General features: G+C 72.3%; 24 protein-coding genes and 1 pseudogene. 9 read left to right on the top strand and 16 right to left on the bottom strand.

Going from position 1 to position 26,805, the window contains the following annotated elements:
* Nucleotides 1-212 precede the first annotated feature (212 nt).
* On the top strand, nt 213-1,664 hold the full coding sequence (locus BLR33_RS07840) for a sensor histidine kinase (protein ID WP_093783549.1): 1,452 nt from the start codon (nt 213-215) through the stop codon (nt 1,662-1,664).
* 191 nt (nt 1,665-1,855) lie between these two features.
* On the opposite strand, the gene BLR33_RS07835 is transcribed toward BLR33_RS07840, so the two are convergent.
* Both BLR33_RS07835 and BLR33_RS07830 read right to left on the bottom strand, forming a co-directional pair.
* A complete protein-coding gene (locus BLR33_RS07835) occupies nt 1,856-2,113 on the bottom strand; it encodes a WhiB family transcriptional regulator (RefSeq protein WP_037913060.1) in 258 nt (85 codons plus the stop codon).
* A gap of 324 nt (nt 2,114-2,437) precedes the next feature.
* Nucleotides 2,438-3,406, bottom strand: a complete 969-nt coding sequence (locus BLR33_RS07830; RefSeq protein ID WP_093783793.1) for a diacylglycerol/lipid kinase family protein — start codon at nt 3,404-3,406, stop codon at nt 2,438-2,440.
* Between the two features lie 47 nt (nt 3,407-3,453).
* On the opposite strand from BLR33_RS07830, the gene BLR33_RS07825 reads away from it, so the two are divergent.
* The gene (locus BLR33_RS07825; RefSeq protein ID WP_322987143.1) at nt 3,454-3,993 is read left to right on the top strand and encodes a hypothetical protein; all 540 of its coding nucleotides are present in this window, start codon (nt 3,454-3,456) and stop codon (nt 3,991-3,993) included.
* A 449-nt stretch (nt 3,994-4,442) separates the two neighbouring features.
* Here BLR33_RS07825 and BLR33_RS34230 read toward each other — a convergent pair whose 3' ends face one another.
* The 4 genes from BLR33_RS34230 to BLR33_RS07805 form a co-directional block, all read right to left on the bottom strand.
* A complete protein-coding gene (locus BLR33_RS34230) occupies nt 4,443-5,435 on the bottom strand; it encodes an RNA polymerase sigma factor SigF (protein ID WP_245771246.1) in 993 nt (330 codons plus the stop codon).
* Between the two features lie 247 nt (nt 5,436-5,682).
* A complete protein-coding gene (locus BLR33_RS07815; RefSeq protein ID WP_093783547.1) occupies nt 5,683-6,096 on the bottom strand; it encodes an ATP-binding protein in 414 nt (137 codons plus the stop codon).
* 155 nt (nt 6,097-6,251) lie between these two features.
* Nucleotides 6,252-6,836, bottom strand: coding sequence for a GNAT family N-acetyltransferase (locus tag BLR33_RS07810; RefSeq protein WP_093783546.1), 585 nt, complete (start codon nt 6,834-6,836; stop codon nt 6,252-6,254).
* A gap of 67 nt (nt 6,837-6,903) precedes the next feature.
* The gene (locus BLR33_RS07805; protein ID WP_093783545.1) at nt 6,904-7,791 is read right to left on the bottom strand and encodes a 1-aminocyclopropane-1-carboxylate deaminase/D-cysteine desulfhydrase; all 888 of its coding nucleotides are present in this window, start codon (nt 7,789-7,791) and stop codon (nt 6,904-6,906) included.
* Between the two features lie 396 nt (nt 7,792-8,187).
* Here BLR33_RS07805 and BLR33_RS07800 point away from each other — a divergent pair, with 396 nt between their 5' ends.
* Nucleotides 8,188-9,096 (top strand): MurR/RpiR family transcriptional regulator, encoded by a 909-nt coding sequence (locus BLR33_RS07800; protein ID WP_245771245.1) that lies wholly within the window; start codon nt 8,188-8,190, stop codon nt 9,094-9,096.
* A gap of 67 nt (nt 9,097-9,163) precedes the next feature.
* Here BLR33_RS07800 and BLR33_RS07795 read toward each other — a convergent pair whose 3' ends face one another.
* The gene (locus tag BLR33_RS07795) at nt 9,164-11,185 is read right to left on the bottom strand and encodes an N-acetylmuramoyl-L-alanine amidase (RefSeq protein WP_093783543.1); all 2,022 of its coding nucleotides are present in this window, start codon (nt 11,183-11,185) and stop codon (nt 9,164-9,166) included.
* Nucleotides 11,186-11,447: 262 nt separating this feature from the next.
* Here BLR33_RS07795 and BLR33_RS07790 point away from each other — a divergent pair.
* Both BLR33_RS07790 and trxA read left to right on the top strand, forming a co-directional pair.
* Nucleotides 11,448-11,834: pseudogene (locus tag BLR33_RS07790) on the top strand (MerR family transcriptional regulator); the annotation flags it as partial.
* 106 nt (nt 11,835-11,940) lie between these two features.
* On the top strand, nt 11,941-12,333 hold the full coding sequence (gene trxA / locus BLR33_RS07785) for a thioredoxin (protein ID WP_093783541.1): 393 nt from the start codon (nt 11,941-11,943) through the stop codon (nt 12,331-12,333).
* A gap of 195 nt (nt 12,334-12,528) precedes the next feature.
* Here trxA and sodN read toward each other — a convergent pair whose 3' ends face one another.
* Nucleotides 12,529-12,924, bottom strand: coding sequence for a superoxide dismutase, Ni (gene sodN / locus BLR33_RS07780; RefSeq protein ID WP_093783540.1), 396 nt, complete (start codon nt 12,922-12,924; stop codon nt 12,529-12,531).
* A 147-nt stretch (nt 12,925-13,071) separates the two neighbouring features.
* On the opposite strand from sodN, the gene sodX reads away from it, so the two are divergent.
* Entirely contained in the window at nt 13,072-13,497 is a 426-nt protein-coding gene (gene sodX / locus BLR33_RS07775) for a nickel-type superoxide dismutase maturation protease (protein WP_093783539.1), read from the top strand.
* Here the strand turns inward: sodX and BLR33_RS07770 are convergent.
* Complete coding sequence (locus BLR33_RS07770; protein WP_093783538.1) at nt 13,401-14,033, bottom strand: CGNR zinc finger domain-containing protein; 633 nt, start codon at nt 14,031-14,033, stop codon at nt 13,401-13,403. The two genes, sodX and BLR33_RS07770, sit on opposite strands and share 97 nt — an antisense overlap.
* 174 nt (nt 14,034-14,207) lie before the next feature.
* On the opposite strand from BLR33_RS07770, the gene BLR33_RS07765 reads away from it, so the two are divergent.
* On the top strand, nt 14,208-14,924 hold the full coding sequence (locus tag BLR33_RS07765; RefSeq protein WP_093783791.1) for a class I SAM-dependent methyltransferase: 717 nt from the start codon (nt 14,208-14,210) through the stop codon (nt 14,922-14,924).
* 51 nt (nt 14,925-14,975) lie between these two features.
* On the opposite strand, the gene BLR33_RS07760 is transcribed toward BLR33_RS07765, so the two are convergent.
* The 3 genes from BLR33_RS07760 to BLR33_RS07750 all read right to left on the bottom strand — a co-directional run bounded on the left by BLR33_RS07760 (nt 14,976) and on the right by BLR33_RS07750 (nt 17,699).
* Nucleotides 14,976-15,728 carry an amino acid ABC transporter ATP-binding protein gene (locus BLR33_RS07760; RefSeq protein ID WP_093783790.1) on the bottom strand — a complete coding sequence of 251 codons (753 nt, stop codon included), beginning with the start codon at nt 15,726-15,728 and terminating at the stop codon, nt 14,976-14,978.
* Between the two features lie 71 nt (nt 15,729-15,799).
* Entirely contained in the window at nt 15,800-16,735 is a 936-nt protein-coding gene (locus BLR33_RS07755) for an amino acid ABC transporter permease (protein ID WP_245771244.1), read from the bottom strand.
* 10 nt (nt 16,736-16,745) lie between these two features.
* Nucleotides 16,746-17,699 (bottom strand): ABC transporter substrate-binding protein, encoded by a 954-nt coding sequence (locus BLR33_RS07750; RefSeq protein WP_093783536.1) that lies wholly within the window; start codon nt 17,697-17,699, stop codon nt 16,746-16,748.
* Nucleotides 17,700-18,304: 605 nt separating this feature from the next.
* Between BLR33_RS07750 and BLR33_RS07745 the strand changes: the two genes are divergently transcribed.
* Both BLR33_RS07745 and BLR33_RS07740 read left to right on the top strand, forming a co-directional pair.
* Entirely contained in the window at nt 18,305-19,456 is a 1,152-nt protein-coding gene (locus tag BLR33_RS07745; protein WP_093783789.1) for an NAD(P)-dependent malic enzyme, read from the top strand.
* 195 nt (nt 19,457-19,651) lie between these two features.
* The gene (locus BLR33_RS07740) at nt 19,652-20,614 is read left to right on the top strand and encodes a zinc-binding dehydrogenase (RefSeq protein WP_093783535.1); all 963 of its coding nucleotides are present in this window, start codon (nt 19,652-19,654) and stop codon (nt 20,612-20,614) included.
* 44 nt (nt 20,615-20,658) lie between these two features.
* On the opposite strand, the gene BLR33_RS07735 is transcribed toward BLR33_RS07740, so the two are convergent.
* The 4 genes from BLR33_RS07735 to BLR33_RS07720 form a co-directional block, all read right to left on the bottom strand.
* Complete coding sequence (locus BLR33_RS07735; RefSeq protein WP_093783534.1) at nt 20,659-21,579, bottom strand: PadR family transcriptional regulator; 921 nt, start codon at nt 21,577-21,579, stop codon at nt 20,659-20,661.
* Nucleotide 21,580: 1 nt separating this feature from the next.
* Nucleotides 21,581-22,459 (bottom strand): DUF4097 family beta strand repeat-containing protein, encoded by an 879-nt coding sequence (locus tag BLR33_RS07730; RefSeq protein WP_093783533.1) that lies wholly within the window; start codon nt 22,457-22,459, stop codon nt 21,581-21,583.
* Between the two features lie 107 nt (nt 22,460-22,566).
* A complete protein-coding gene (locus tag BLR33_RS07725) occupies nt 22,567-22,746 on the bottom strand; it encodes a DUF6104 family protein (protein ID WP_093783532.1) in 180 nt (59 codons plus the stop codon).
* 191 nt (nt 22,747-22,937) lie between these two features.
* Complete coding sequence (locus tag BLR33_RS07720) at nt 22,938-26,795, bottom strand: multifunctional oxoglutarate decarboxylase/oxoglutarate dehydrogenase thiamine pyrophosphate-binding subunit/dihydrolipoyllysine-residue succinyltransferase subunit (protein ID WP_093783531.1); 3,858 nt, start codon at nt 26,793-26,795, stop codon at nt 22,938-22,940.
* Nucleotides 26,796-26,805 lie beyond the last annotated feature (10 nt).

Genomic DNA, 26,805 nt, shown 5'->3' with positions numbered 1-26,805 from the left:
GGACGGACCGAGGCCACGGCGTTCTCTGCCCTGACTACGCCCGACGCCTCACCGGTCGGCCCCACCGGGCCGGAGGGGACCGCACACCCCGCCGGCCGCGGCGCCGACGGCAGCTCCGGGCTGCGGTGCTGGAGGGGTTGAGGGTCCCCTCCCGGCACCGCGGCCCGAAGTGCGTTCCGGGTCCGCGGGGTACCCTCGCAGGCGTGCCCTCCATGAACGACCTCGTACGCGAGCACACCGACCTCGACCGGTCCGACCTCGAATGGCTCCACCTGCTCGTCTCGGAGTGGCAGCTGCTCTCCGACCTGTCCTTCGCCGACCTTGTGCTGTGGGTGCCCACCCGCGACGGCAGCCGCTATGTCTCGGTGGCCCAGATGCGGCCGAACACCGGCCCCACCTCCTACCAGGACGACATGGTCGGCCACCTCGTGCCGCGCGGCCGCCGCCCGCTGCTGGACGTGGCCCTGGACGAGGGGCGGATCGTGCGCGAGGGCGACCCGGAGTGGCGCGAGGAGGTGCCGGTGCGGGTGGAGTCCATCCCGGTCCGCCGCGACGGCCGGGTGCTCGGGGTGATCGCCCGCAACACCAACCTGCTCACCGTCCGCACCCCCAGCCGCCTCGAACTCACCTACCTGCAGAGCGCGTCCGACCTCGCCCAGATGATCGCGGCCGGCACCTTCCCGTCGCCGGACGAGCACGTGGACATGGACGCCTCACCGCGGGCCGGCGACGGGCTGATCCGGCTCGACGCCGAGGGCGTCGTACAGTACGCGAGCCCCAACGCCCTGTCCGCCTACCACCGGTTGGGCCTGGCCGCCGATCTGGTCGGCCTGCACCTGGGCCGGATCACCGCCGACCTCGCCCCCGAGCGCGGCCCGGTGGACGAGGCCCTGGTCAAGCTCGCCAGCGGCTGGGCGCCGCGGGAGTTCGAGGTCGAGGGCGGCGACGGGGTGATCCAGCTGCGGGCCATCCCGCTCAAGCCCAAGGGCGTGCACACCGGTTCACTGGTGCTGCTCCGGGATGTCACCGAACTGCGGCGGCGCGAGCGGGAGTTGATCACCAAGGACGCGACCATCCGGGAGATCCACCACCGGGTGAAGAACAACCTCCAGACGGTGGCCGCCCTGCTGCGGCTGCAGGCCCGCCGGCTGGACTCCGACCCGGCCCGCGCGGCGCTGGAGGAAGCGGTGCGCCGGGTCGGCTCGATCGCCATCGTGCACGAGACGCTCTCCCAGACCCTGGACGAGATGGTCGAGTTCGACGAGATCGCCGACCGGGTGCTGGCGATGGTCGCGGAGATCTCGCCCGGCCGGGTCGCCACCCGCCGCACCGGCAAGTTCGGCATCCTCACCGCCGAGACGGCCACCCCGCTGTCGATGGTGCTGACCGAGCTGCTGCAGAACGCGCTCGAACACGGCTTCGGGCCGGGGGAGTCGGGCACGGTGGAGGTGAGCGTGACCCGCGGCCGGGAGCTGGTCACCGTCGCCGTCCAGGACGACGGGCGGGGGCTGCCGCCTGGCTTCGACGCCCAGAAGGCCGGCAACCTCGGCCTGCAGATCGTCCGCACCCTCGTCGTCGGCGAACTTGGCGGCACCTTCGACATGCTGCCCGCCCCGGACGGCACCGGCACCCGGGTCCTGCTCGAACTCCCGTTGGGGAGCTAGCCGTTGGGCCATCGGGGGGACGAGGGGATCGGCCGGGACGGTACGGGAGGCGGGGCGCCCGGGCCCCGGAACGCACGTGGGGGCCCCTGCCCGGTTGGCAGAGGCCCCTTCATGCTGTGTGCTGCTTCATGCTGCGCGTGAGATCAGGTGCTGCGCGCTGCGGCTCGGAGAGTAAAGGCTGTGGTCTGTTGTCAGGCGCTGGCGTTACGGGCCCGGTTGCGAGCGGCGCGGCGCTTCATCGCACGGCGCTCGTCCTCGCTGAGGCCACCCCAGACTCCGGCGTCCTGGCCGCTCTCCAGCGCCCACTGAAGGCACTGGTCCATGACGGGGCAGCGGCGGCAGACGGCCTTGGCTTCCTCGATCTGCAGCAGCGCAGGACCGGTGTTGCCGATGGGGAAGAAGAGCTCGGGGTCTTCCTCGCGGCAAACGGCGCGGTGACGCCAGTCCATGGCTGCTCCAACTCCTCGTGTGACAAGCGGATTGCTTGTGAATGTGAACGCTTTCACGAATCCCCCCACAGGGAACGGGACGCCACCCAGCCCTCACTGGCTGGTGCTGTCCCGCTGGTGTGAGGTAGGAGATCCGGGCTCTCCAGGGGACCGTTGGTCCGGCCGTCCCGATCGCCAGTAAGAGACTCGCAAACCTCGACCGGAGATACAACCCCTTCAAGGAAGTTTTTTTTGATTCGACGGTGTCGCCTCGATCACAGCCGTACTTCCATGGGGTGCGGGGCAGGCTAAACGTTCGAGTAAAAGGACTTTAGGCTCTTCGACTTACACAATCACACGCAGTGCACGGCGTACGCCTGTGAAGGTCGCGTTCGTTCGCAGTCCGAGGTGGTCACCGTCCACCTGGAAGGGCAGTGGCACCTGGGATTGCAAGGTGAAGTCCGTCAGATCGTGCAGGGTGACGGCGTACTTTCCGCGGGGTCCCCGCTCCGGGGTGGAGCGGAGCAGCTGCGCCGCGTAACGGGCGCCGGCCAACGTGGACATCCGGGTGATGCCGAGCACGTCCAGCGCGGTGTCGAAGGACGCCTCGGGGGAGGCGTACACCGGCTTGTTGCCGAGGTACGTCCAGGGCGAGGTGTTGCAGATTATCGCAGTGGTGAGCCCGTCGACCGGCTCGCCGTCCGGCCGCGCGAGGTCGATCGTGCCGTGTCTGCGGTGCGGGTCGGCCATGAACTGCCGGGCCACCTGCCGCAGGTAGAGCGCGTGCGTGGAGCGCTTGCCCAACTCCCGCTGCTGCTCGACCCGTCCGACCACGCCGGCGTCGAAGCCGAGCCCCGCGCAGAAGGTGAACCAGCGGGGCGGCACGCCCTCGTCCTCCGTGCCCGGGGTGCCGCTCACCAGGCCCAGGCCGACCGTGCGCGAGGAGCCGGCGCGCAGGGCGTCCAGCAGGGCGCCGGTGGCCTCCACGGCGTCGTTGGGCAGGCCCAGGGCGCGCGCGAAGACGTTGGTCGAGCCGCCGGGCACCACCGCCAGGTGCGGCAGCCCCTCGGGGTCGGGGCCGTGGTGCAGCAGCCCGTTGACCACCTCGTTGACCGTGCCGTCGCCGCCCAGCGCCACGACCAGCTCCACCTCGCCGCCCTCGGCTGCCTTGCGGGCAAGGTCGCGGGCGTGGCCGCGGTACTCCGTCGTGGCCACCTCCAGCTTCAGATCGCTGGAGAGCGCGGTGCCGATGACGTCGCGGACGCGCGCGCTGGTGGTGGTGGCGGCGGGGTTGACCACGAGGAGAGCACGCATGTCCGACAGCGTACCCACGGTTTTTCGCACCGGGCTACGCTGGCCCGGTGAGCAAGAAGAGGAAGCGCCCCGAGCGGCGGCCGGCCGCGGGGGCCGGGGGAGCGGTGCGCGCGACCGCCGCCGGCACCCGTGCCGCGACGGCCGGCACGGCCGGGGAAGCGGCGGGAAAGCCCGCGGAGCCGGACACCGCGAAGGCCCCCGAGACGCCGTCCGGCCCGCCGCCGCTGCGGCTCGCGATCACCGCGGCGGTCGCCGGCCTGGAGGGCCTCGCCGTCGCCGTGTGGGGGATCGTGACGCTCTTCGCGGGCAGCAGCGACGCCGTGCTCGGCGGGCTGCTCATCATCCTGCTCGCCGCCCTGCCGCTCGGCGCCGCCTACGGCCTGCTGCGGGCCCGCCGCTGGAGCCGCGGCCCGGCCCTGATCATGCAGCTGATCTCGCTGCCCATCGCCTGGACCATGCTCCACAGCGACGGCGCGGTCGTCCCCGGCGGCGCCGTCCTGGGCCTGCTCGCCCTCCTCGGCCTCGTCCTCCTGGTCCACCCCGCCACCACCGACGCCCTGGGCATCTCCCGCACCCCCACCCCCTGACGCGTCCCCCACACAGGGCCCCCGCCCGGCCTGCGGCCGGGACCGGTGGGATTGGGGCAGACGCGTAGCCGCAAGGGGGCGCGAGGAACTGCGCGAGAACCACTGATCGGCCTGCGGTCGGGGACGGCGGGGTTGGGGCAGGCGGGTTCCCGCAGGGGCGCGGGGAACTGCGCGGGAAGAGACCACCGGCCTAGGGACGGCATCGAGCCCTTCTGGGGCAGACGCGTAGCCGCTCTTGGGGCGCTGGGGGCACCCCCCAGGCGAAGCTCTGGGCGGAGGAACTGCGCGAGCAACCACCGCCGGCCTGCGGTCGGGGACGGCGGGGTTGAGGCAGGCGGGTTCCCGCAGGGGCGCGAGGAACTGCGCGAGCAACCCCGGGCCGGCGGGCGGTCCGGGAACCGCCGAAACCGACCACCCCGGACGGAGAACCCCTCAAGCCAAGCGCAGCGTCACTCGTCGATGAGCAACTTGTCCCGCAGCTGCGCGAGCGTCCGCGCCAGCAGCCGCGAGACGTGCATCTGCGAGATCCCCACCTCCTGCGCGATCTGCGACTGCGTCATATTGCCGAAGAACCGCAGCAGCAGGATCGTCTTTTCACGCGGCGGCAGCTGCTCCAGCAGCGGCTTGAGCGACTCGCGGTACTCCACGCCCTCCAGCGCCTCGTCCTCGGAGCCGAGGGTGTCGGCGACAGCCGGCGACTCGTCGTCGGTGTCGGGCACGTCCAGCGACAGCGTGCTGTACGCGTTCGCCGACTCCAGCCCCTCCAGGACCTCCTCCTCGGAGATCTTCAGGTGCTCGGCGAGCTCGTGGACGGTCGGCGCCCGGCCGTGCCGCTGGGAGAGCTCGCCGGTGGCCGTGGTCAGCGCCAGCCGCAGCTCCTGCAGCCGGCGCGGCACCCGCACCGCCCAGCCCTTGTCCCTGAAGTGACGTTTGATCTCGCCGACGACGGTCGGGGTCGCGTACGTGGAGAACTCGACCCCGCGCTCGACGTCGAACCGGTCGACGGACTTGATCAGCCCGATCGTGGCCACCTGGGTCAGGTCGTCCAGCGGCTCGCCGCGGTTGCGGAACCGCCGGGCCAGGTGCTCCACCAGCGGCAGGTGCATCCTGACCAGCTGGTTGCGCAGCTCGGCCCGCTCGGGGGAGCCCTCGGGCAGCGCCCGCAGCTGGAGGAAGAGCGCGCGGGCGCCGGAGCGGTCGTGCGGGTCCGGCCGGCCGGAGTCCTCGTCGTGCTCGGCCCCGTTCCCGGTGTCCCCGGCGTGCTCCGCGTCGGCGCTCCCGGCCCCGTGCTCCTGCTCGTGCTCCTGGGCCCGGTCCTGCCGCGGGTCGCCCTGCGGCTCACCGTGCCGCTCGGGCGGCGGTCCGGACCGCTGCCCTGGGTGCTCGGCCGGTGCCACGCGCTCGTGCTGATCCATGCGGTCCGCCTGCTCCGACGCGTCCATCACTTCCCTGTGGTCCGTGCGGCCCCCGGACGTCCCGGGAGCCGGTACCCCGGGCTCGGGGTGTGCTCTGGCCCGGGGGTCCTGCCCGGGCGGCTGCCGGTCCGGGCGGGCACCGCCCGGGGTGAGCGGGTCCGGCGGCTGTGCCGGCACAGCGGCGCGGCCGCGCCCGGCGGGCGCCCGGTGCTCCGCGGGGGTGCCGGACTGGTCTGCTGGCCTCACGACAGCCGCCTCACACGCCTCGCACGCCTCACGACAGCCCAGGTACGGCGCCGCGCTTCTTGTGCAGACTGATGCTGACCGTCCGGTCCTCCGCGACGGTGGAGTCCACCTCGCCGGCCAGTGCGGACAGCACCGTCCAGGCGAAGGTGTCCCGCTCCGGGGCCCGGCCGTCGGTGGTCGGGGCCGACACGGTCACCCACAGCGAGTCGCCGACCAGCCGGAACACGCAGCTCAGCACCGAGCCGGGGACGGCCTGCTGCAAGAGGATCGCGCACGCCTCGTCCACGGCGATGCGCAGGTCCTCGATCTCGTCGAGGGTGAAGTCCAGCCGTGCCGCGAGCCCGGCCGTGGCCGTCCGCAGCACCGACAGATAGGCCCCCGCCGCGGGCAGCCGGACCTCGACGAAGTCCTTCGACCCGGGGTCGCCTGCGATCTGGGACACCCACACCTCCAAGGTGGCACACGGTGATTGCTCTGGTTCGCAGCGACGCTACCGCGCCACCGGCCCGGCTGTCGCCCGGCCGGAGCATGGACGGCACCGGCTCTGTCACCCATGGTAAGCGCACGGGTACGGACCGTGGGTAGTGATTGGTGGAGTCAATGCGCATGGGCCGGCGCCTGATTGGACGTTGCGATGGTCGTACCGGTTGCACCGTCGGCCGGCCCGGTTTCCAGCGCGGCGCCCGAGGTGCCGCCCACCGCCGGCGCCCTGTCGGCCAGGGCGCGCAGCGCGGGCCCGCTCAGCCGCTGCACCGTCCACTCGTCCTGCGGCAGCGCGCCGATCGAGCGGTACACGCCCAGCGCCCGCTCGTTCCAGTCCAGCACCGTCCACTCGAAGCGCTCGAAGCCGCGCTCCACGCAGATGGCGGCCAGCGCCGCGAGCAGCGCCTTGCCGTGGCCGGCGCCGCGGTGCTCGGGCCGGACGTAGAGGTCCTCCAGGTACAGGCCGGGGGTGCCGGTCCAGGTGGAGAAGTTGCGGAACCACAGCGCGAAGCCGACCGGCTCCCCGGCGTCGTCCTGCTGCGCGATCAGCGCGGAGGCCACCTTGTCGGGGCCGAACAGCGCGTCGTGCAACTGGCCGACGGTGGCCCTGGCCTCCTGCGGCGCCCGCTCGAACGCGGCGAGTTCGCGGACCATGGCATGGATGGCGGGCACGTCGGCGGGGGTCGCTTCGCGGATCATGTCACCAGGTTACGGCCGTATGTTGTGACCGGCACAGAACTGATCGATCATCCGTCGCCGGGTCCGCTCATCCGGTGACCACCGCGGCCACCCGGGTCCCCGGCGCGAAGGCGCCACCGGCCGCGAGCGCGTACACCCCGTACAGCATCTTCGCCACGTACACCGGCTCCGGGTCGAGCCCGTGGCGGGCGGCGAACTCCGCGGCGAAGGCGGCCAGCTCGGGCGTGCCGCGGGCGAAACCGCCGTGGTGGAAGCCGTCCGCCACGCGCCAGCGGCCCCGGCGCCCGCCGAACGCCTCCTGCTGCAGCCGCAGCACCTCGCCGGGGAGGAAGCCGCCGCGCAGTACCGCGATCCCCACCGCCTCGGCCCCCGGCGCGAGCCCCGCCGCGAGGCCGGCGAGCGTGCCGCCGGTGCCGCAGGCGACCGCCACCACGTCGGCCGCGTCCCCGATCTCGCTGCCGACCTCCGCGCAGCCCCGTACCGCGGCCGCGTTGGAACCGCCCTCGGGCACCACGTAGGCCGGCCCGAACCGATCGAGCAGCGCGGCCAGGACCTCGGGTTCGGCCTTGCGCCGGTAGGTGGCGCGGTCGGCGAAGTGCAGCAGCATGCCGTCGGCGGCCGCGGCCGCGAGCGAGGGGTTGAGCGGCCGGCCGGCCAGCTCCTCGCCGCGGACCACCCCGACCGTGCGCAGGCCCAGCAGCCGCCCGGCGGCCGCGGTGGCCCGCAGGTGGTTGGAGTAGGCGCCGCCGAAGGTGAGCAGCGCGGTGTGGCCGGCGGCCACGGCTGCCGCCAGGTTGGGCCGCAGCTTGCGGTACTTGTTGCCGGGCAGCAGCGGATGGACCAGGTCCTCGCGCTTGAGCAGCAGCCGCACCCCGTGCCGGGCCAGGCGCTCGTCGGCCACCTCTTGCAGCGGGGTGGGCACGGCGGCGTCGAGGGCGGTCGTCGTCCCGGTCATCCCGCCATTCTCCCCGACCGCCCCGGCCCGACCGGGACCGGACCCGACCGACCCGGCCCGACCCGGCCCGTTCCGCACACGAACCGAACCCGGAAGGACCCGGACGCACGTCCGCGGTGCCCGACCGCCCCGGGTCGGCGGGCGCGAACCAGGCGCCCTGGACCGATCTGGCCCGACCCGGTCCGCACGCGTACCGAAGCGGGACCGACCCGGACCGCATACGAACCGGGCCCGTCGTCCTCGACCGTCCTCAGTCGCCCTCGGCCCGTGCCCGCGCCGCCCTCGGCGATGTCACCCGCGATCGTGACACCCGGGCGGGGCGCGCGCGGTGAGGGAGGCGCGGTTTCTTCGCGCACCGGCTCCCGGGAGGGCGGCTGGCAGGGCATCCTTGGTCCCGTGCAGGAAAAGGTCCCGGTGCCCGTGCCGGGGAACGCCACTGCGGCCAGTGACGCGGGCGACGCGCTCACCGCGACCGTGCGCGGGCTGCTGCCCTCGCTGACGCCCGCCGCCGCCCGGATCGCCACCCTGATCGTCCAGGACCCCGCCCAGGTGGCGCGCAGCACCATCTCCGAGCTGAGCGCGCTCGCCGGCACCAGCGAGTCCTCGATCGTGCGCACCGCGCGGGCGCTCGGCTTCACCGGGTACCCCGAACTGCGGCTCGCGCTGGCCGCGTCCGCCGCCCGCCAGGGCCCGCGCTCCACGCTGTCGGCCGGCATCACGCCCGAGGACTCCGCCGAGGAGGTCATCGCCAAGCTGGTGCACACCGAGTCGCAAGCGGTGCTGGAGACCGCCACCCAGCTCGACCCCGCCCAGCTGGACGGCGCGGTCGCCGCGGTGTGCGGGGGCGGGCAGCTGCACATCGCCGGGGTCGGCGCCTCGGGCCTGGTCGCCCAGGACCTCCAGCAGAAGCTGGCCCGGATCGGCCGGCCCTGCCACGCCCACGGCGACTCGCAGTCCGCCCTGACCAGCGCGGTGCTGCTCGGCGAGGGCGATGTCTTCCTGGTGGTCTCGCACTCCGGCGAGAGCCGCGACGTGCTCGCCCCGCTGCGCCGGGCCGGCGAACTCGGCGCCACCACCGTGGTGATCACCAACCACCCCATGTCCACCGCGGCCCGGCTCGCCGACTACGTCCTGGTCTCCGCCGGCCGCGAAACCACCTTCCGGCCGGGCGCGATGGCCAGCCGGATCAGCCAACTCGTGGTGGTGGACTGCCTGTTCGTGTGCGTGGCGCAGCGCACCTTCGAGGTCTCCAGCCGCGCGCTGCGGATCACCCACCAGGCGCTGGAGAGCGACCGGTCGAGTTGACCGGCCGCTCTCCCTCAACGGAGCCCGCGGGGGCGCCGCTTGTATACGTTCCTGCCGCGAACTGCGGTCAGGAGGCCGGCACGACGTCCACGTCGTCGGCGTTCACGAACGCCATCCGGTGGTTGTAGACGATCTCGTACACCTTCGTGGTGCCGATGAAGTCGTGCTGGTCGTAGGGCGCGGAGCCGTCGTAGTAGATGGCGAAGTACGAGTCGGTGTTGCGCGCCGGGCCGGCGGCCACGTAGGACTGCCCGGCCGGGATCGCGTACTTCTTCGCCGGGCTCTGCGGGCGGGGGGCCTTGCCGCCCTCGAAGGCCACGAAGTCCGGCGGGTAGACCGACGCCTCGGGATAGGCCGTGGTGTAGACGGGGATCGAGGTGCGGCCGGCCTTCGGGACGATCCGCTCGGCCTTGCTCGGCACGGTCGTGGGGTGCGCGGCCGAGTTCTGGAACCACGCCTCCTGGCCGCCGAACCAGATGGCGGTCCAGCCGGGCCTGCGGTCGGCGACGACGTACTGCTCACCGGTGGGCGCCTTGTCGCCCCAGTCGTTCATCGCGTTCGTACCGGCCCCGGTCGCATGCAGGTAGGGGTCGGCGAGCAGCGGCGCGTCGGTGGACGGCTGGGTGTACAGCGGCACGAAGCTGCTGGGGGCGTCCGCCGAGGTCACCGGGCAGTCGTAGCTGCGGTACGGGCCGGGGAACTGCTTGTAGCCGGCCACGTCGTCGCAGTACGTGGTGGTCTGCTTGTTCGTGGCGAAGGCCGGGTCGATCGTGACCACGTCGCTGCCGGGCCCCGCCGTCGCCTTGATCGGCGCGCCCAACAGGTCGAAGAAGTGCGCCCAGTCCCAGCCCGGTCCCGGGTCCCAGTGCTGGGTGGCGATGCCGGACTCGCTGCTGCCGGGGATGTTGTCGTGGCCGAGGATGTGCGCGCGGTCCAGCGGGATGTCGTACTTCGCCGCCAGGTACTTCACCAGGGTGGCCGTCGAGCGGTACAGGTCCTCGCTGAACCAGGCGGCGCCGTGGGTGGCCCACGCCTCCTGCTCGATGCCGATCGAGTGCTGGTAGAAGGAGCGGTTGGCGCTGTCCCAGGCGATGTCCTTGTCCGGGATCATCTGGGTGACCTGGCCGTCCTGCGAGCGCACCACGTAGTTGGCGCCGGCCGCGTAGGTCGGGTCGCGGAACAGGTCCAGGGTGCCGTCGTAGGTCTCGTCGGTGGTGTGCAGCGTGATGTAGCGGATGTCCAGGCCGCCGTTCGGGCGGTCGGCGAGGTCGTGGCTGCCGTAGTCGGCGAGGTTGTTCGGGTCGAGCAGCGTGTAGGCGCCCGGGATCACGTTGCAGTGCAGGGACTTGGGGCACTCGGCCGGCTGGTCGCTGACCGGCGGGGTGACGTCCTTCAGGCCGAGCTTGCGCACGTCGCCGCGGTTCGGGTGCAGGCCGCGCACGGGGGCCAGGGAGATCTGCTGGCCGTCCTGGGTGGTGCGGCTCGCGCCGGTGCGCATCGCGTCCCACACGCCGTCGGCGAACGCCTGGGCGACCTTGTCCTCGGTGGACTGGCTGTAGCGGGCCGCGGCCGCGTACCAGCCGTCGATGCCCTTGGGCAGCCGGCCGTGGGTGTAGCCCTTGGCGTACGAGGCGAGCAGGGCGGCGCCGCCGCGGATGTTCTGCGCCTCGTCGCTCTGCACGGTGGCGGCGTCGGTGCCCAGCAGCGCGGCCGCGGCGGGCGCGGTGTGCTCGGCGGGCGCCTTGACCAGGTCGGCGTAGCGCGGGGAGAGCGTGGACAGGCCGTCGGCGTCGAGGTCGGCGCTGGTCAGGTCGGTGAGGTTCATCGGGCCGTAGCCCGCCTCGGCGTTCTCCTGCCCGGCGTGCGCCTCCCACCGGGTCTCGTAGTACGACACGGCCTCCAGGACGGGCAGCGGGACGCCGAACTCGGCAGCGGCCGAGGCGAACTCGGCCTGCCGGGTGGTCTGCGGGCCGTCGGCCGCGGCGGTGGTCGAGCCGACCGCGGCGGCGGACAGGCCGGCCAGCAGCGACAGGGCGGCGACCAGCGTGACCGCTCTGCGGCGGCGGGGTTGTCTGAACGGGCGGTGCATCCGGGCTCCTTGCTCCTCGCGGTGCGGTGGTGCGTGCCGAGAGAAGGGTTGTGAACAGGGGTGGTCGGGACGTGCTTGACGCAGCCTGGCGAGGGCGACTGGCAGTTAGCAACCTGCTGGACGTAAATCCTGGAACTTTTTTCCGCGGCCACTCCGGGTCGCGTCCACCCTCCTTCCGGGCCCGGGACCCCTGCCGGGCACCGGCCGACCGCCGTGCGCCGCACTGGCGTTGACGCGCACGTCAACGTCTACGGTCGAAGGCATGCGCATCGGGGAACTCGCGGACCGGGCGGGCACCACCACCCGCGCCCTCCGCTACTACGAATCGCTCGGCCTGCTGCCGCCGGCCGCCCGGACCGGCAACGGCTACCGCTCCTACGGCGAGGAGCACCTGCGGATGCTGGAGCAGATCCGCTCCTTGCAGGACTTCGGCTTCGGCCTGGAGGAGACCCGCCCCTTCGTGGAGTGCCTGCGGGCCGGCCACGCCTCGGGCGACGCCTGCGAGGGCTCGCTGGAGGTCTACCGCCGCAAGCTCGCCGAACTGGACGCGTGCGTGGCCCGCCTGCAGGAGGTACGGGCCTCGGTCGCGGCCCAACTCGCCCGCGCGGAGCTGGCGTCGGGGCTGCGCGAGCCGATGTGCGAGCTGGGCCGGGACACCGCCGCCCCGGCCGGCTCACCTGCAGAAGCCCTTGCCGGCCCTTCCGGTGGCGCCGCTGCCGGGGAGCCGTCCGTACCGACGAGAGGACACCCCCGAGATGACCCCGACCACCCATGAGGCCACTCCTGCCCTGCCTGCCATCCCCGCCACCTCTGCCGCCACCGCTCACGGCGGGGTCCCGGTCGTCACCGACGCCACCTTCGCCGAGCAGGTGCTGGCGAGCGGTCTGCCGGTCCTGGTGGAGTTCACCGCCGACTGGTGCGCGCCGTGCCGGATGATCGCGCCGGCGCTGGCCGAGATCGCCCGCGAGGAGGCCCACCGCCTGCGCGTCGTCCGGATCGACGTCGACACGAACCCGGCCACCCAGGCGGCCTACGGCGTCCTCTCCATGCCCACCCTGCTCCTCTTCCGCGCGGGCGAGCCCGTCCACGCCCTGGTGGGCGCCCGCCCCAAGCGCCGCCTCCTCCAGGACCTCGCCCCCCACCTGTGAGCCGCTCCTGACCCTCTCGGCGGCCGCCGGGGTCGCAGCCGGACCGCAGCCGGACCGGAGAGGCCCCGGATGCCGTACGGCCCCGCCCGCGCCGTCCCCGGAAACGGGGGCGACGCGCGGGCGGGGCCGTCGGGATGCCTCGGGTGTGCCGCGCGAATGGTGCGGCACGGTGTCCTGAACTGCCTCAGGACCGCTTCAGGACTGCTTGGTCTCCCAGAAGATCTTGTCGATCTGGGCGATGAGGTCCAGAGCCTTCTGGCCGGTCGCCGGGTCGTTCGACGCCTTGGCGGCGCTGAGCGCCTTCAGGGTGTCGTTGACCAGCTGGTGGAGCTGGGGGTACTTCTCGAAGTGCGGGGCCTTGAAGTAGTCGCTCCAGAGCACCGAGACGTGGTGCTTGGCCAGCTCCGCGCGCTGCTCCTTGATCAGGACCGCGCGGGTGCGGAAGTCGGCGTCCTCGTTGGCCTGGTACTTCTCCTGGACCGCCTTCACGGACTCGGCCTCGATACGGGCCTGGGCCGGGTCGTACACACCACAGGGCAGGTCGCAGTGGGCGCTTACCTTCACCTTGGGCGCGAACAGGCGAGTGAACATGGCTGTCCTTCCTCGTGATCGTCTTTCAGGTGCGACATTACTCCCTGGAGTAGTCGTTTTCTCGGGTGCCCCAGGTGGCTTAGGGCAAAAGTCTGGTGCCACCCTTGGGGTGTCTTGGGGTGGAGGAACGAGCCAGGAGGCTTAGGGATGCGGGAGCGGGCGACCAGGCTGCAGTGGCAGCTGGTCGAGGTCACTGGTCCGTCGATGGCACCCACGCTGCTGCACGGGGACTGGCTGCTGATCCAGAAGGTCAGCAGCGGCTCCGAGCAGGTACGCGAGGGCGATGTGGTGGTGGTGCGGCATCCGCTGCAGCAGGACCTGCTCATCGTCAAGCGGGCGGTCGAGCGCCGGGACGGCGGCTGGTGGGTGATCGGCGACAACGCGTTCGTCGCCAACGACAGCCGCGAGTTCGGCGTGGTGCCCGACGACATGGTGGTGGCCAGGGCGCGCGGGCGGTTCCGGCCGCCGGGCGAGCTTCAGCGCTCGGTCGCGGGAGCCGCCTCCTGGGTGACCTCCTGTGTGCGGCCGCTGCGGGCGGACCGTTCGTTCTCCAGGCGCTTGCGCGCCCGGTAGGCGGCGACGTTCGCACGCGTGGCACACCGGTCGGAGCAGTACCGGCGCGAGCGGTTTGTCGATGTGTCGACGTAGGCGTTGCGGCACGGCGACGCCTCGCAGATTCCCAGCCGGTCCACACCCAATGAGGTGAGCTGGACCGCCAGGCCCATGCAGGCGCTCGCGGAGTACGCGGCCGCCGCGTTCGCCGCGTGGTCGGCCAGGTGCATGTGCCAGTCGGGCCGGCCGGTCTCGGCGTTCACGTGGTCGTGGCCCGAGATCTGCGGGCTCACCGGGAACTCCAGCATCAGCGCGTTGAGCAGGTCCACCGCCCTGACCTCGTCGCCCTCGTCGGCGGCCTCGAAGATCCCGCGCAGCCGGGTGCGGACCGCCCGCAGCCGCGCCAGGTCGGCGTCCACCACCCGGCCGGCCGGCCCCCCGGCCGGGCCCGTCAGCTCCCGTACGGCGTCGACCGAGGTCAGCGAGTCCGTGCCGCGCCGGGGCTCCTCGGTGTTGACCAGCCGTACGGCGTACTCCGAGTAATAAGCCAGTTCCACTTGTGGTCCTTACTCCGTGCGGTCTACGCTCGGTAATGACTGCATGGGCTTTCAGGGTATTACGTGAGGGAGGGGATCGACGTGTCCGCCGACACCGGCACCGCGACCGACGGCCGGCCCGGCACCGACTGGGCCGCCTGGCAGCGCAGCTGGGATCGCCAGCAGGAGTGGTACATGCCCGACCGGGAGGAACGCTTTCGGGTGATGATCGACATGGTCCAGGCCGCGGTCGGCGACACCCCCAGGGTGCTGGACCTCGCCTGCGGTACCGGAAGTATCACCGACCGGCTGCTGCGCCGGCTGCCCGGCGCCCGCAGCACCGGCGTCGACCTCGACCCCGCGCTGCTCGCCATCGCCCGCGGCTCCTTCGCCGGCGACGCGCGGGCCGCCTTCGCCACTGCCGACCTCAAGGCGCCGGACTGGCCCGCCGCGCTGCCGGGCGGCGGGCAGGACGGCGCAGGCGGCCGCCAGGGGTACGACGCGGTGCTCACCGCCACCGCCCTGCACTGGCTGCGCTCCTCGGAGCTTGAGGTGCTCTACGGGCAGCTGGCGGGCCTGGTGCGGCCCGGCGGGGTGTTCCTCAACGCCGACCACATGCCGGACCCCGGCACCCCGCGGATCAACGGGATAGAGCGCACCCAGCGGCACGCCCGCATGGAGCGGGCCCGCCGGGAGGGCGCGCCGGACTGGAGCGAGTGGTGGCGGGCCGCCGCCGCGGACCCGGTGCTCGCCGGCCCGACGGCCGAGCGGTTCCGGATCTACGGCGAGCACGCCGAGGGGGACACCCAGCCGGCCGCCTGGCACGTCCGCGCCCTGCGCGCGGCCGGTTTCGGCGAGGCCCGGGTGGTGTGGGCCTCGCCGTCCGACGCGATGGTGCTCGCCCTGCGCTGACGGGCGGGCCGGGCGGCCCGCCGGAGCGCCCCGCGCGCTCACGTCACCCGCTCACAGCACCTTGGACAGGAACGCCTTGGTGCGGTCGTGGCGGGGATTGGTGAGCACCTCGCGCGGGTGGCCGGTCTCGACGACCTGGCCGTCGTCCATGAAGACCAGCGCGTCGCCCACCTCGCGGGCGAACCCCATCTCGTGGGTGACCACGATCATCGTCATGCCGTCCTCGGCCAGGCCGCGCATGACGTCCAGCACCTCGCCGACCAGCTCGGGGTCGAGCGCGGAGGTCGGCTCGTCGAAGAGCATCAGCTTGGGCTCCATGGCCAGCGCCCGGGCGATCGCCACCCGCTGCTGCTGGCCGCCGGAGAGCTGGGCCGGGTAGTTGGCCGCCTTGTCGGCCAGCCCCACCCGGTCCAGCAGCCGCCCGGCCCGCTCGCGGGCCACGGCCTTGGTCTCCTTGCGGACCATCACCGGGCCCTCCATGACGTTCTCCAGCGCCGTCATGTGCGGGAAGAGGTTGAACCGCTGGAAGACCATGCCGATGTCGCGGCGCTTGGCGGCCACTTCGCGGTCGCGCAGCTCGTGCAGCCGCCCGCCGTGCTCGCGGTAGCCGACCAGCTCGCCGTCCACCCACAGCCGGCCGGCGTTGATCTGCTCCAGGTGGTTCACGCAGCGCAGGAAGGTGGACTTGCCCGAGCCGGACGGGCCGATCAGGCAGAACACCTCCCGCGGGGCGACCTCCAGGTCGATGCCCTTGAGGATGTGCGCGGCTCCGAAGGACTTGTGCACCCCCTCGGCCCGCACCATCGGCTGCACCCCGCTCGGGGTGCCCTTGGCCGGGCCGGCGGTGCTCGGTGTGCTCGGTGTGCTCATCGGGGTCAGGCCACCTTCGGTCGGCGCACGGTGGTCAGGCTCGCCCGCACCTTCTGCCACGGCGTGGGCGGCAGGGTGCGCAGCGAGCCGCGGGCGTAGCGGCGCTCCAGGTAGAACTGGCCGACGCTGAAGACGCTGGTCAGCACCAGGTACCAGATGGAGGCGACGAAGTAGAGCTCCATCACCGCGGTGGTGTCGCTGCCGATGTTCGAGGTCGCGCGCAGCAGTTCGGTGTACTGCACGACCGAGACCAGCGAGGAGGTCTTCAGCATGTTGATGAACTCGTTGCCGGTCGGCGGGATGATCACCCGCATCGCCTGCGGCAGCACGATCCGGCGCATGGTCTGCACGCTCGTCATGCCGAGCGCGTGCGCGGCCTCGGTCTGACCCTCGTCCACCGACTGGATGCCGGCCCGGACGATCTCGGCCATGTACGCGCCCTCGTTCAGCCCCAGGCCCAGCAGCGCGGCCACGAACGGGGTGATGACGGCGACGGTGTTGTTCTTGTAGAGCGGCATCAGGTTGATCACGGGGAAGATCAACGAGAGGTTGAACCACATCAGCAGCTGCACGTACACCGGGGTGCCGCGGAAGAACCAGATGTAGAGCCAGGCCACCGCGCCTGTCACCGGGTTGCGCGACAGCCGCATCACCGCGAAGAGCACGCCGAGCACCAGGCCCATCGCCATGCTGCAGATGGAGATGAGCAGGGTGTGCCAGACGCCCTGGAGCACGGTGTGGTCGAAGATCCGGTCCCCGACGGTGTGCCAGAGGATGTTGCCCTGGGAGAAGGCGTAGCCGAGCCAGCCCAGCAGCGCGAGCACCACCAGCCCGGCGACCCAGCGTCCGTAGTGGCGCACCGGGACCGCCCGGATCGCCTCGTACGGCTGGCCGCCGGGGACGGCGTCGCGGGGCGGGCTGTCGGGGCCGCCCGTCGTCACGCCACTCACGTCAGGAGCCGCCGTTGATGGTCGCGGACTTCACGGCACCGATGGAGGCGTTCCACTTCTGCAGCACCTTGCCGTAGCTGCCGTCCGCGATGATCGCGTCGAGCGCTTCCTTCAGGGCGTCCCGCAGCTGGGTGTTGCTCTTGTCCAGCGCGATGCCGAACGGGCCGGCGTCGGCGGGCGAGCCGGCCACCTCGAAGGCGCCGCCGGACTTCTGGGCGATGTAGGCCGCCACGGGCGTGTCGTTGAGGTCGGCGACCGCGCCGCCGGCCTTGACCCGGGTCTGCGCCTCGGTGTCGGTGTCGAACGCCTCGATGGTGAGCTTCTTGGAGCCGCACGCCTTCTGCTGGGTCTTGAAGGCGTCCTCGTATATGGTGCCGCGCTGCACGGCGACCGTCTTGCCGCACAGGTCGGCCATGGTGCTGACGTGCTGCGGGTTGCCCTTCTTCACCAGCAGCGAGGAACCGGACATGTAGTAGTCGACGAAGTCGACGCCGTGGCCGGTCTTCTTGCCCTTGTCGTCCACGCCCTGCTGGCGGTCCTTGGTGTCGCTCATAGCGGACATGACGATGTCGTTGCGGCCGGCGTACAGGGAGGTGATCAGGCCGTCAAAGGTGCCGTTGGTGAACTCGAAGCGCACACCGAGCTGCTTGGACAGGGCGTCGGCGATGTCGGGGTCGATGCCGACGATCTTGCCGTTCTGGGTCTGCTCCATCGGAGCGTAGGAGGCGTCGGTGCCGACCTTGATGACCTTGGACTGCTGGAACTTCGCCGGCAGCTTCGAGAACAGCGGGGCGGAGGAGGTGCTGGTCGAGCCGCTCGGGGCGGAACCGGAGGAGTCGTCCTTCTTCGTCTGGTCACCGCACCCGGCGAGCACCAGGGCGCCGGCGACCGCGAGGGCGGCGACCGCGGCGAGGCGGGACGGGGGAGTGGTACACCGGCGGGTGCCTGCGGTCATCGCTTGGGACCTCCTGCGAGACGGGGGTGTTGCCTGCGGGCGGTGAGGGCACGCACCTTCGGGTACCGCCACCCTGTGTGATCTGTGCATCTTGCCATCCGGACAGCGGCAGACAGGGTGCCCGTTGTGTCAAAATCGGATAACGGGCGATCCCCGGGCTCCCTTCGGGCCGGCACACCAGGGCCGGACCGCGATCGGAGCCGCGCTGGCACTTCAGGACCAACCAGCCCACTCGCCACCGGAGTCGACGTCCGGCGGAGCGAGTCCCCCCATCCCTCATCCGGGGCCCTCGGCGCGCGTGCGGCACGCCGGGCGTGGAATGCGTCACCGCTTCTCACTCGTTACGTGGTGACGCGCCCGCCGAAGCCCGCCTCCCCCTGCTCGCGGGGGGAGAATTCCCTCATCCTTCGACAAAGGGGTCACAAGTGGCAACGGAGATCGTCAACGCCCTGGCCGGTGCGGCGGCCGACGGCGAGAACGGTTCGGCGAACGTGTCCGTCAGCGGTACGGAGAACAGCGCGGCCAGCGGCACGCACAGCACGCACAAAAACCCGGCGACGGGCGGCGGCTCGACCGCGGATACCGGCGCGGACGCCGACTCCGCGGTGTCCGGGCCGGTGTTCGCCCTGCACCGCGGCGGCAAGCTGGAGGTGACCGCCACCGTCCCGGTGCGCGACGCCGCCGACCTGTCGCTCGCGTACACCCCGGGGGTGGCGGAGGTCTGCACGGCCATCGCCGAGCGTCCCGAACTCGTGCACGACTACACCTGGAAGTCCCAGGTGGTCGCCGTCGTCACCGACGGCACGGCGGTCCTCGGCCTGGGCGACATCGGCCCGGAGGCGTCGCTGCCGGTGATGGAGGGCAAGGCGATCCTCTTCAAGCAGTTCGGCGGGGTGGACGCGGTGCCGATCGCGCTCGCCTGCACCGACACCGACGAGATCGTGGAGACCGTGGTCCGGCTCGCCCCGTCCTTCGGCGGGGTGAACCTGGAGGACATCTCCGCGCCGCGCTGCTTCGAGATCGAGCGGCGGCTGAAGGACGCGCTGGACATCCCGGTCTTCCACGACGACCAGCACGGCACCGCGGTCGTCACCCTGGCGGCCCTGCGCAACGCCGCGCGGCTGACCGGGCGCAAGCTCGGCGAGCTGCGGGCGGTGATCTCGGGCGCGGGCGCGGCCGGGGTCGCGATCGCCCGCATTCTGGTCGAGGCGGGCATCGGCGACGTCGCGGTCACCGACCGCAAGGGCGTCGTCCACTCCGGCCGCGAGGACCTCAACGAGGTGAAGCGCGAACTCGCGTCGTATACGAACAAGGCCGGGCTGACCGGCTCGCTGGAGTCGGCGCTGGCCGGGGCGGACGTCTTCATCGGCGTCTCCGGCGGCACCGTCCCCGAGGCGGCCGTCGCCCGGATGGCCGAGGGGAGCTTCGTCTTCGCGATGGCCAACCCGACGCCGGAGATCCACCCCGACGTCGCCCACAAGTACGCCGCCGTGGTCGCCACCGGGCGCAGCGACTTCCCGAACCAGATCAACAACGTGCTGGCCTTCCCGGGGATCTTCGCCGGGGCCCTCCAGGTCAGGGCATCGGCCATCACCGAGAACATGAAGCTGGCCGCGGCCGAGGCGCTGGCGGCGGTCGTCGCCGACGAACTCTCCGCCGACCGGGTCATCCCCTCCCCGTTCGACCCGCGGGTCGCACCGGCCGTCACCGCGGCGGTCGCGGCGGCGGCGCGGGCCGACGGGGTGGCCCGGCTGTAGCGACCAGGCCCGGACCGACCGGGTGCTGACCCGGCCCTGACCGGGTACTGATCGGGCCCTGACCGGGCTCGGCCGGAACCCGATCGGAACCTGACACGGTCCTGACTGGGTCCTGATCGGGGCCGCCGTACCGACGCGGTGCGGCGGCCCCGGCGTCCTTCCCTACCGGAGGGTAGGGAACGTAGGGTCGGCGGCATGTTTGCTGTCTATGCGGGGCGGATCGATCCCGAACAACCGCTGAACGGGCTGGAACTCGGCGAGCGGCCGGAGCCCGAGGAACGGGCGGGGTGGACGACGGTCGAGGTGCGGGCCGCCTCCTTGAACCACCACGACCTGTGGTCGCTGCGCGGAGTGGGGCTCGGCGCCGAGAGCCTGCCGATGATCCTCGGCTGCGACGGCGCCGGGGTGGACCCGGACGGCAACGAGGTGGTCGTCTACCCGGTGGTGGGGCTGAGCGGGCACGGGGTCGGGCCGACCGAGCGGCGCACCATCCTCACCGAGAAGTACCAGGGGACGTTCGCCGAGCGGGTCTCGGTGCCGACGTGGAACCTGGTGCCCAAGCCGCCGGAGCTGTCCTTCGAGGAAGCGGCCTGCCTGCCGACCGCCTGGCTCACCGCGTACCGGATGCTCTTCACCAACGCCGGGGTGCGGCCCGGGAACTCCGTGCTCGTGCAGGGCGCCGGCGGCGGGGTCGCCACCGCCGCGATCGTCCTGGCGAAGGCCGCGGGCCTGCGGGTGTACGCGACCAGCCGGGACGCCGAGAAGCGCGAGCGGGCCACCGCGTTGGGCGCCCACCGTGTCTTCGAGCCGGGGGCGCGGCTGCCCGAGCGCGTCGACGCGGTGATCGAGACGGTGGGCGCGGCCACGTGGTCCCACTCCGTCAAGTCCCTGCGCCCGGGTGGCACCTTGGTGATCTCCGGCGCCACGAGCGGCCCCAACCCGGCGGCCGCCGAACTCACCCGGATCTTCTTCCTCGAACTGAAGGTCGTCGGCTCCACGATGGGCACGAAGGACGAACTCCGGGACCTCCTCGCCTTCTGCGCCACCACGGGCATCCGCCCGGTCGTGGACTCCACCTATCCCCTCGCCGAGGCCCGTGAGGCCTTCACCCGCCTGGAGAAGGGCGACCTCTTCGGCAAACTGGTCCTCACCCGCTAGGACTCCGCGGTCCGCTGGGCGGCGGCGCCTGGACCCGCGGCTGATCAGGGGCGGGGGTGAAGGGTGGCGGCGATGCGGGCCGCCGTCGCGGCCAGCTGGCGGCGGATCTCGCGGAGTTGGGGGTCGGTGACACCGGAGTCGCGGGCCGCGTCGCGGATGTCGTCGCGGAAGCGGTCGAGGAGGCGCTCCAGGTCACGGACCGGATTCTGCGAGGGGGGCTCGGCGTCCGCGGAGGTGTCCGCGGCCGGGGCCGGGTCGGCGGCCTTGTGCGCGGAAGCGGCGTCGGGGCGGGTGAACTGGCCCAGCTCGCGGGTGAGTTCGGCCAGGCCCTCGCGCAGGCCGCTCTGCCAGTCGCCCGTCCGCGCGTGCGTCTGGACCTGCTCCTGGACCTGGCGGACGATCCGCTGGACCTCGTCGCGGGCGGTGTCCACCGCATCGCGGGCCGCCTTGGCCTGCCGGCGGGCGTCGCGGGCCTCCTCCTTCGCCCTGCGGCTCTCCTCCTTGGCCCGGTGCGCCTGCTCCTTCCAGTGCCGCTTGGCCTCGTCCCACGCCTGGCGGTCCCGGGTGTCGCCGCCCGCCCGCGCCTGCTGCGCCGCGGCCCGCACCTCGGCCCGCAGGTCGCCCGCGGCGCCCCTGACGTCCTCGCGGATCTCGGCGGCCAGGAAGGAGACCGACTCGCGGATCTCCTCCTCCAGGCCCGCGATCTCCCCGGCCCGCGAGGCGAGTTCGGCCCGGCCCTCGTCGGTCAGGGCGTACACCTTGCGGCCGCCCTCGGTGGAGTGCGTGACCAGGCCCTCCTTCTCCAGCTTCGCCAGCCGTGGGTAGACGGTGCCGGCCGAGGGCGCGTAGCGGCCCTGGAAGCGCTCCTCCAGCAGCCGGATCACCTCGTAGCCGTGGCGGGGGGCCTCGTCCAGGAGCTTGAGCAGGTACAGCCGCAGCCGGCCGTGTGCGAAGACGGGCGCCATGTCAGCCCTCCTTCCGGAAGGAGGGCGCCCCGCCGGCCGCGGAGGGGTCAGGCCCGCCGCCGTCCTCCAGCGGCGGGCGGCGCAGCAGCGCGATGGCCCCCGAGACGGTGGTGGCCCGCAATCGGGCCCGTCCCGAGCCGATCCGGCCGCTGAGCCGCTTGGGCCCCCACGGGCCGGTGACGTTCAACTCCTCGAAGGCGCAGGAGACCTGGCCGCTGGTGGTGCTCGCATCGACCTCGGCGTCGCCGGGTTCGGGGATGCGGATCGCGATCTCGCCGGAGACGGTGGTGAGTTTGACCTGCGCGCCGCTCGACGGGTCCAGGTCGAGCACCATGTTGCCGCTGACCGAGTCGGCCTTGACCCGCGGCCCGCTGCCCTCCACCACGGTCAGGTCGCCGGAGACGGTATGGAAGTCCAGGTCCCCGGAGAGCGACTGCGCCTCCACGCTGCCGCCGACCGTGTTCGCCTTCACCGCGCCCGTCAGGCCGACCAGCGTCGTGTCGCCGTTGACCGCCCCCACCGTCGTAGCGCCCGAGATGCCCGAGACGACCGCGTTCGCACCCACCACGCCGACCCCCACCCGGGTGCCCTGCGGCACCGCGAGCGAGACCACGGCGTGGCGCTGCCAGCCCTTGCGGTCCCACCATTTGAGGAAGCCGGTCCGGCGCAGGTCCTCGTACCCGACGGTGAGGGTGCCGTCGGAGAGCTCCACGACCAGCGGCGGGCCGCTGATCTCGGTGACCTCCACCCGGGCCGGGCCGCCGTCCGTCCCCACCACGTTGACCGCGCCGTTCACGATGCGCACGTTCAGGGTGTCGACCCGCTCGTCGAAGACGAACTTCTCGGGCTCAGCGACGGTCCGTTCGGACGTACCGCTCATCGCGCCCCTCCTCGGGTGCCGGGCACTCGCGTACCATATCGCGTCTCTGGGGAGACACGATATATCGCGTGAGCGGGAAGTCAAGGGGCGCCCGAGCGGGCGGCGGCCTACTCGTCCTCGTCGTCGTCCAGCCGGGCCAGCCAAGTGGCCAGGCGCTCGACCGGGACCTCGAACTCCGGGTTGAGGTCCACGAACTCGCGCAGCCGGTCGGCCAGCCACTCCAGGCTGACCTCCTCCTCGCCGCGCCGGTCGGCGAGCTCCTCGATACCGCGGTCGGTGAAGTACACGATCTGCTCCGGAACAGGGGGTCGGACGGGAAAGGACGGAACGAAAGACGGCGAGGAAAACGGAACGGGGACGCGGGGCCGGCAGACAGCACCGCCCCCGCCGCGGACGGCGGGGGCGGAAGGGCACTGGCCGGCACCGGACGGCGCCGACGGTCCGGTCGGCGGGCCGGCAGCCACCGGCCCGCCCCCGATCAGATCTCGAACACCTCGCGCACCAGCTGCTGCTGCTGCTCCTGGTGCCGCTTGGCCGAGCCCACCGCGGGGGAGGACGAGGCCGGGCGGGACACCCGGCGCAGCCGGTCCGCGTTGTCGGGCGCGGCGCCGAGCACCAGGTCGAGGTGGTCGATCAGGTTGAGCGCGATGAACGGCCACGCGCCCTGGTTGGCCGGCTCCTCCTGCGCCCAGACGAACTTCTGCGCCTTGGTGTAGGGGGCGAGCGCCTCCTGGATCTCGGTGCCCGGCAGCGGGTAGAGCCGCTCGATGCGGATCAGCGCCACGTCCTGCGCGCCCCGCCGCTCCCGCTCGGCCACCAGGTCGTAGTAGACCTTGCCGGTGCAGAAGACGACCTTGCGGACCGCGTCGGGCTGCACCGAGGTGTCGCCGATCACCGGCTGGAACTGCCCGCTGGTGAAGTCCTCGGCCTTGGAGGCCGCGGCCTTCAGCCGCAGCATCGACTTCGGGGTGAAGACGATCAGCGGCTTGTGGTGCGGGTTGTGCACCTGCCAGCGCAGCAGGTGGAAGTAGTTCGCCGGGGTGGTCGGGAAGGCCACCGTCATGTTGTTCTGCGCGCACAGCTGCAGGTAGCGCTCGATGCGGGCCGAGGAGTGGTCCGGGCCCTGGCCCTCGTAGCCGTGCGGCAGCAGCAGCACGACGCCGGAGGTCTGGCCCCACTTCTGCTCGGCCGCGCTGATGTACTCGTCGATGATCGACGAGGCGCCGTTGGCGAAGTCGCCGAACTGCGCCTCCCACATCACGAGCGCGTCCGGGCGGGCCAGCGAGTAGCCGTACTCGAAGCCCATCGCCGCGTACTCGCTGAGCAGCGAGTCGTAGACGTTGTAGTGCGCCTGGTCCTCGGACAGGTAGAGCAGCGGGGTGTAGTCCTCGCCGGTGACCCGGTCGATGAGCACCGCGTGCCGCTGGCCGAAGGTGCCGCGGCGGGAGTCCTGGCCGGCGAGCCGGACCGGGGTGCCCTCCAGCAGCAGCGAGCCGATCGCGAGGGTCTCGCCCATGCCCCAGTCGATGGTGCCGTCCTCGACCATGGCCGCGCGGCGCTGCAGCTGTGGCAGCAGCCGCGGGTGGACGGTGAAGCCCTCGGGGATGTTCACCTGCGAGGCGGCGATCCGCTTGACGACCTCGCTGGAGACCGCGGTCGGCACCGCCACCGGGAACTCGGCCCGGTTGTCCTGCGCGGAGGACTCCGCGGGCGCGGAGGTGACCTCGCGGACCTCGGTGAAGACCTTCTCCAGCTGGCCCTGGTAGTCCTGCAGGGCCTGCTCGGCCTCCTCCAGGGTGATGTCGCCCCGGCCGATCAGCGACTCGGTGTAGAGCTTGCGCACCGAGCGCTTCTTGTCGATCAGGTCGTACATCAGCGGCTGGGTGAACGCCGGGTTGTCCGACTCGTTGTGGCCGCGGCGCCGGTAGCAGATCAGGTCGATCACGACGTCCTTGTTGAACGCCTGCCGGAACTCGAAGGCCAGCCGCGCCACGCGGACCACGGCCTCCGGGTCGTCGCCGTTGACGTGGAAGATCGGCGCCTCGATCATCCGGGCCACATCGGTGCTGTACATCGAGGAGCGGGCCGACTCCGGGGCGGCGGTGAAGCCGACCTGGTTGTTGATGACCACGTGCACGGTGCCGCCGGTGCGGTAGCCGCGCAGCTGCGACATGTTGAGCGTCTCGGCGACCACGCCCTGGCCGGCGAAGGCCGCGTCGCCGTGCAGGGCGACGGGCAGCACGGTGAAGTCGGTGCCGGCCTTGTTGATGATGTCCTGCTTGGCGCGGGCGATGCCCTCGATGACCGGGTCGACAGTCTCCAGGTGCGAGGGGTTGGCCGCCAGCGACACCCGGATCTGCTCGCCGTCCAGGCCGGTGAAGGTGCCCTCGGCGCCCAGGTGGTACTTCACGTCGCCGGAGCCGTGCATCGACTTCGGGTCGAGGTTGCCCTCGAACTCGCGGAAGATCTGCGCGTAGGACTTGCCGACGATGTTCGCCAGCACGTTCAGCCGGCCGCGGTGGGCCATACCGATGATCGCCTCGTCGAGCCGGGACTCGGCGGCCGCGTCCAGCACCGCGTCCAGCAGCGGGATGACGGACTCGCCGCCCTCCAGCGAGAAGCGCTTCTGGCCGACGTACTTGGTCTGCAGGAAGGTCTCGAACGCCTCGGCCGCGTTCAGCCGGCGCAGGATGCGCAGCTGCTCCTCACGCTCGGGCTTGGCGTGCGGGCGCTCGATGCGGTCCTGGATCCACTTGCGCTGCTTGGGGTCCTGGATGTGCATGTACTCCACGCCGACGGTCCGGCAGTAGGAGTCGCGCAGCACGCCGAGGATGTCGCGCAGCTTCATCAGGGACTTGCCGGCGAAGCCGCCGACGGCGAACTCCCGCTCCAGGTCCCACAGGGTCAGCCCGTGCTCCAGGACGTCCAGGTCCGGGTGCTTGCGCTGGCGGTACTCCAGCGGGTCGGTGTCGGCCATCACGTGGCCGCGCACCCGGTAGGAGTGGATCAGCTCGAAGACGCGGGCGGCCTTGGTGACGTCGTCGTCGTGCCCGGCGTCGATGTCGGTGCGCCAGCGGACCGGCTCGTACGGGATGCGCAGCGCCGCGAAGATGTCGTCGAAGAAGTCGTTCTCGCCGAGCAGCAGCTGGCTCATGATGCGCAGGAACTCGCCGGAGGCGGCGCCCTGGATCACCCGGTGGTCGTAGGTGCTGGTGAGCGTCATCACCTTGGAGATGCCCAGCCGGTTCAGGGTGTCCTGCGAGGTGCCCTGGAACTCGGCGGGGTAGTCCATGGAGCCGACGCCCAGGATCATCGACTGGCCGGGCATCAGCCGCGGCACCGAGTGGACGGTGCCCAGGCCGCCGGGGTTGGTCAGCGACGCGGTGACGCCGGTGAAGTCGTCCATCGTCAGCTTGCCCGAGCGGGCGCGGCGGACGATGTCCTCGTACGCCTGCCAAAACTCGAAGAAGTTGAGCGTCTCGGCCTTCTTGATGGCGGCGACGACGAGCTGGCGGTCGCCGTTGGGCTTCACCAGGTCGATGGCCAGGCCCAGGTTGACGTGGTCGGGCTTGACCAGGGTCGGCTTGCCGTCCTTCTCCTCGAAGTGCCAGTTCATCGACGGCATGGCGGACAGCGCCCGCACCATCGCGTAGCCGATGAGGTGGGTGAAGGAGACCTTGCCGCCGCGGGCGCGCTTGAGGTGGTTGTTGATGACGATGCGGTTGTCGAAGAGCAGCTTCACCGGGATCGCCCGCACCGAGGTGGCGGTGGGCAGCTCCAGCGAGGCGTTCATGTTCTTCGCGACGGCGGCGGCCGGGCCGCGCAGGGTGACGAACTCCGTGACGGGCTCGGCGGCCCCAGAAGGCGCGGCGGGCGCGGCGGCCGGGGCGGGCTTCGCGGTGGCGGGCGCGGCCGGGGCCGCGGGGGCGGGCGCCGGGGCGGCGGGGGCCGCGGCGGGCGCGGGCGGAGCCGCGGGGGCCTGGGCGGCCGGTGCGGCCGGGGGAGCGGCCGGTGCGGCCGGGGCGGGGGCCGTGGGCGCGGGCACGGCCGGTGCGGCCGCCGCGGGGGCGGCGCCGGGCACCCCGGCGTTCGCACGGGTGGCGGCACCGGAGGCACCGCCCTGGCCCGCGGGGGCGGCCGGCGTGGCCGAGCCGTCCGGCTTGTAGTCGGCGAAGAAGTCCCACCAGGCTCGGTCTACCGAGTTCGGGTCCTGGAGGTACTGCTGGTAGATCTCATCGACGAGCCACTCGTTCGGGCCGAAACCCGCTGCAGGGCCCTCGCCCTGCGGTTCGTGGTCGGTCGAGACACTTGAGCTATTGGGGGACTGTGGCGACACGGCGGCAACC

This window comes from Actinacidiphila guanduensis (assembly GCF_900103985.1).
Taxonomy (GTDB): Bacteria; Actinomycetota; Actinomycetes; order Streptomycetales; family Streptomycetaceae; genus Actinacidiphila; species Actinacidiphila guanduensis.
Note: the sequence above shows the minus strand (reverse complement) of the source record. Positions and strands in the feature narration are given on the sequence as shown.

What these genes read in the sequence shown, in the direction of transcription:
- BLR33_RS07795 (WP_093783543.1), bottom strand. Translation starts at nt 11,185, where the DNA reads ATGCACCGCCCGTTCAGACAACCCCGCCGCCGCAGAGCGGTCACGCTG.
- BLR33_RS07740 (WP_093783535.1), top strand. Translation starts at nt 19,652, where the DNA reads ATGTTTGCTGTCTATGCGGGGCGGATCGATCCCGAACAACCGCTGAAC.
- BLR33_RS07810 (WP_093783546.1), bottom strand. Translation starts at nt 6,836, where the DNA reads ATGATCCGCGAAGCGACCCCCGCCGACGTGCCCGCCATCCATGCCATG.
- BLR33_RS07750 (WP_093783536.1), bottom strand. Translation starts at nt 17,699, where the DNA reads ATGACCGCAGGCACCCGCCGGTGTACCACTCCCCCGTCCCGCCTCGCC.
- sodX (WP_093783539.1), top strand. Translation starts at nt 13,072, where the DNA reads ATGCGGGAGCGGGCGACCAGGCTGCAGTGGCAGCTGGTCGAGGTCACT.
- BLR33_RS07730 (WP_093783533.1), bottom strand. Translation starts at nt 22,459, where the DNA reads ATGAGCGGTACGTCCGAACGGACCGTCGCTGAGCCCGAGAAGTTCGTC.
- BLR33_RS07765 (WP_093783791.1), top strand. Translation starts at nt 14,208, where the DNA reads ATGCCCGACCGGGAGGAACGCTTTCGGGTGATGATCGACATGGTCCAG.
- BLR33_RS34230 (WP_245771246.1), bottom strand. Translation starts at nt 5,435, where the DNA reads ATGGACGCGTCGGAGCAGGCGGACCGCATGGATCAGCACGAGCGCGTG.
- trxA (WP_093783541.1), top strand. Translation starts at nt 11,941, where the DNA reads ATGACCCCGACCACCCATGAGGCCACTCCTGCCCTGCCTGCCATCCCC.
- BLR33_RS07760 (WP_093783790.1), bottom strand. Translation starts at nt 15,728, where the DNA reads ATGGTGCGGGCCGAGGGGGTGCACAAGTCCTTCGGAGCCGCGCACATC.
- BLR33_RS07840 (WP_093783549.1), top strand. Translation starts at nt 213, where the DNA reads ATGAACGACCTCGTACGCGAGCACACCGACCTCGACCGGTCCGACCTC.
- BLR33_RS07735 (WP_093783534.1), bottom strand. Translation starts at nt 21,579, where the DNA reads ATGGCGCCCGTCTTCGCACACGGCCGGCTGCGGCTGTACCTGCTCAAG.
- sodN (WP_093783540.1), bottom strand. Translation starts at nt 12,924, where the DNA reads ATGTTCACTCGCCTGTTCGCGCCCAAGGTGAAGGTAAGCGCCCACTGC.
- BLR33_RS07835 (WP_037913060.1), bottom strand. Translation starts at nt 2,113, where the DNA reads ATGGACTGGCGTCACCGCGCCGTTTGCCGCGAGGAAGACCCCGAGCTC.
- BLR33_RS07805 (WP_093783545.1), bottom strand. Translation starts at nt 7,791, where the DNA reads ATGACCGGGACGACGACCGCCCTCGACGCCGCCGTGCCCACCCCGCTG.
- BLR33_RS07830 (WP_093783793.1), bottom strand. Translation starts at nt 3,406, where the DNA reads ATGCGTGCTCTCCTCGTGGTCAACCCCGCCGCCACCACCACCAGCGCG.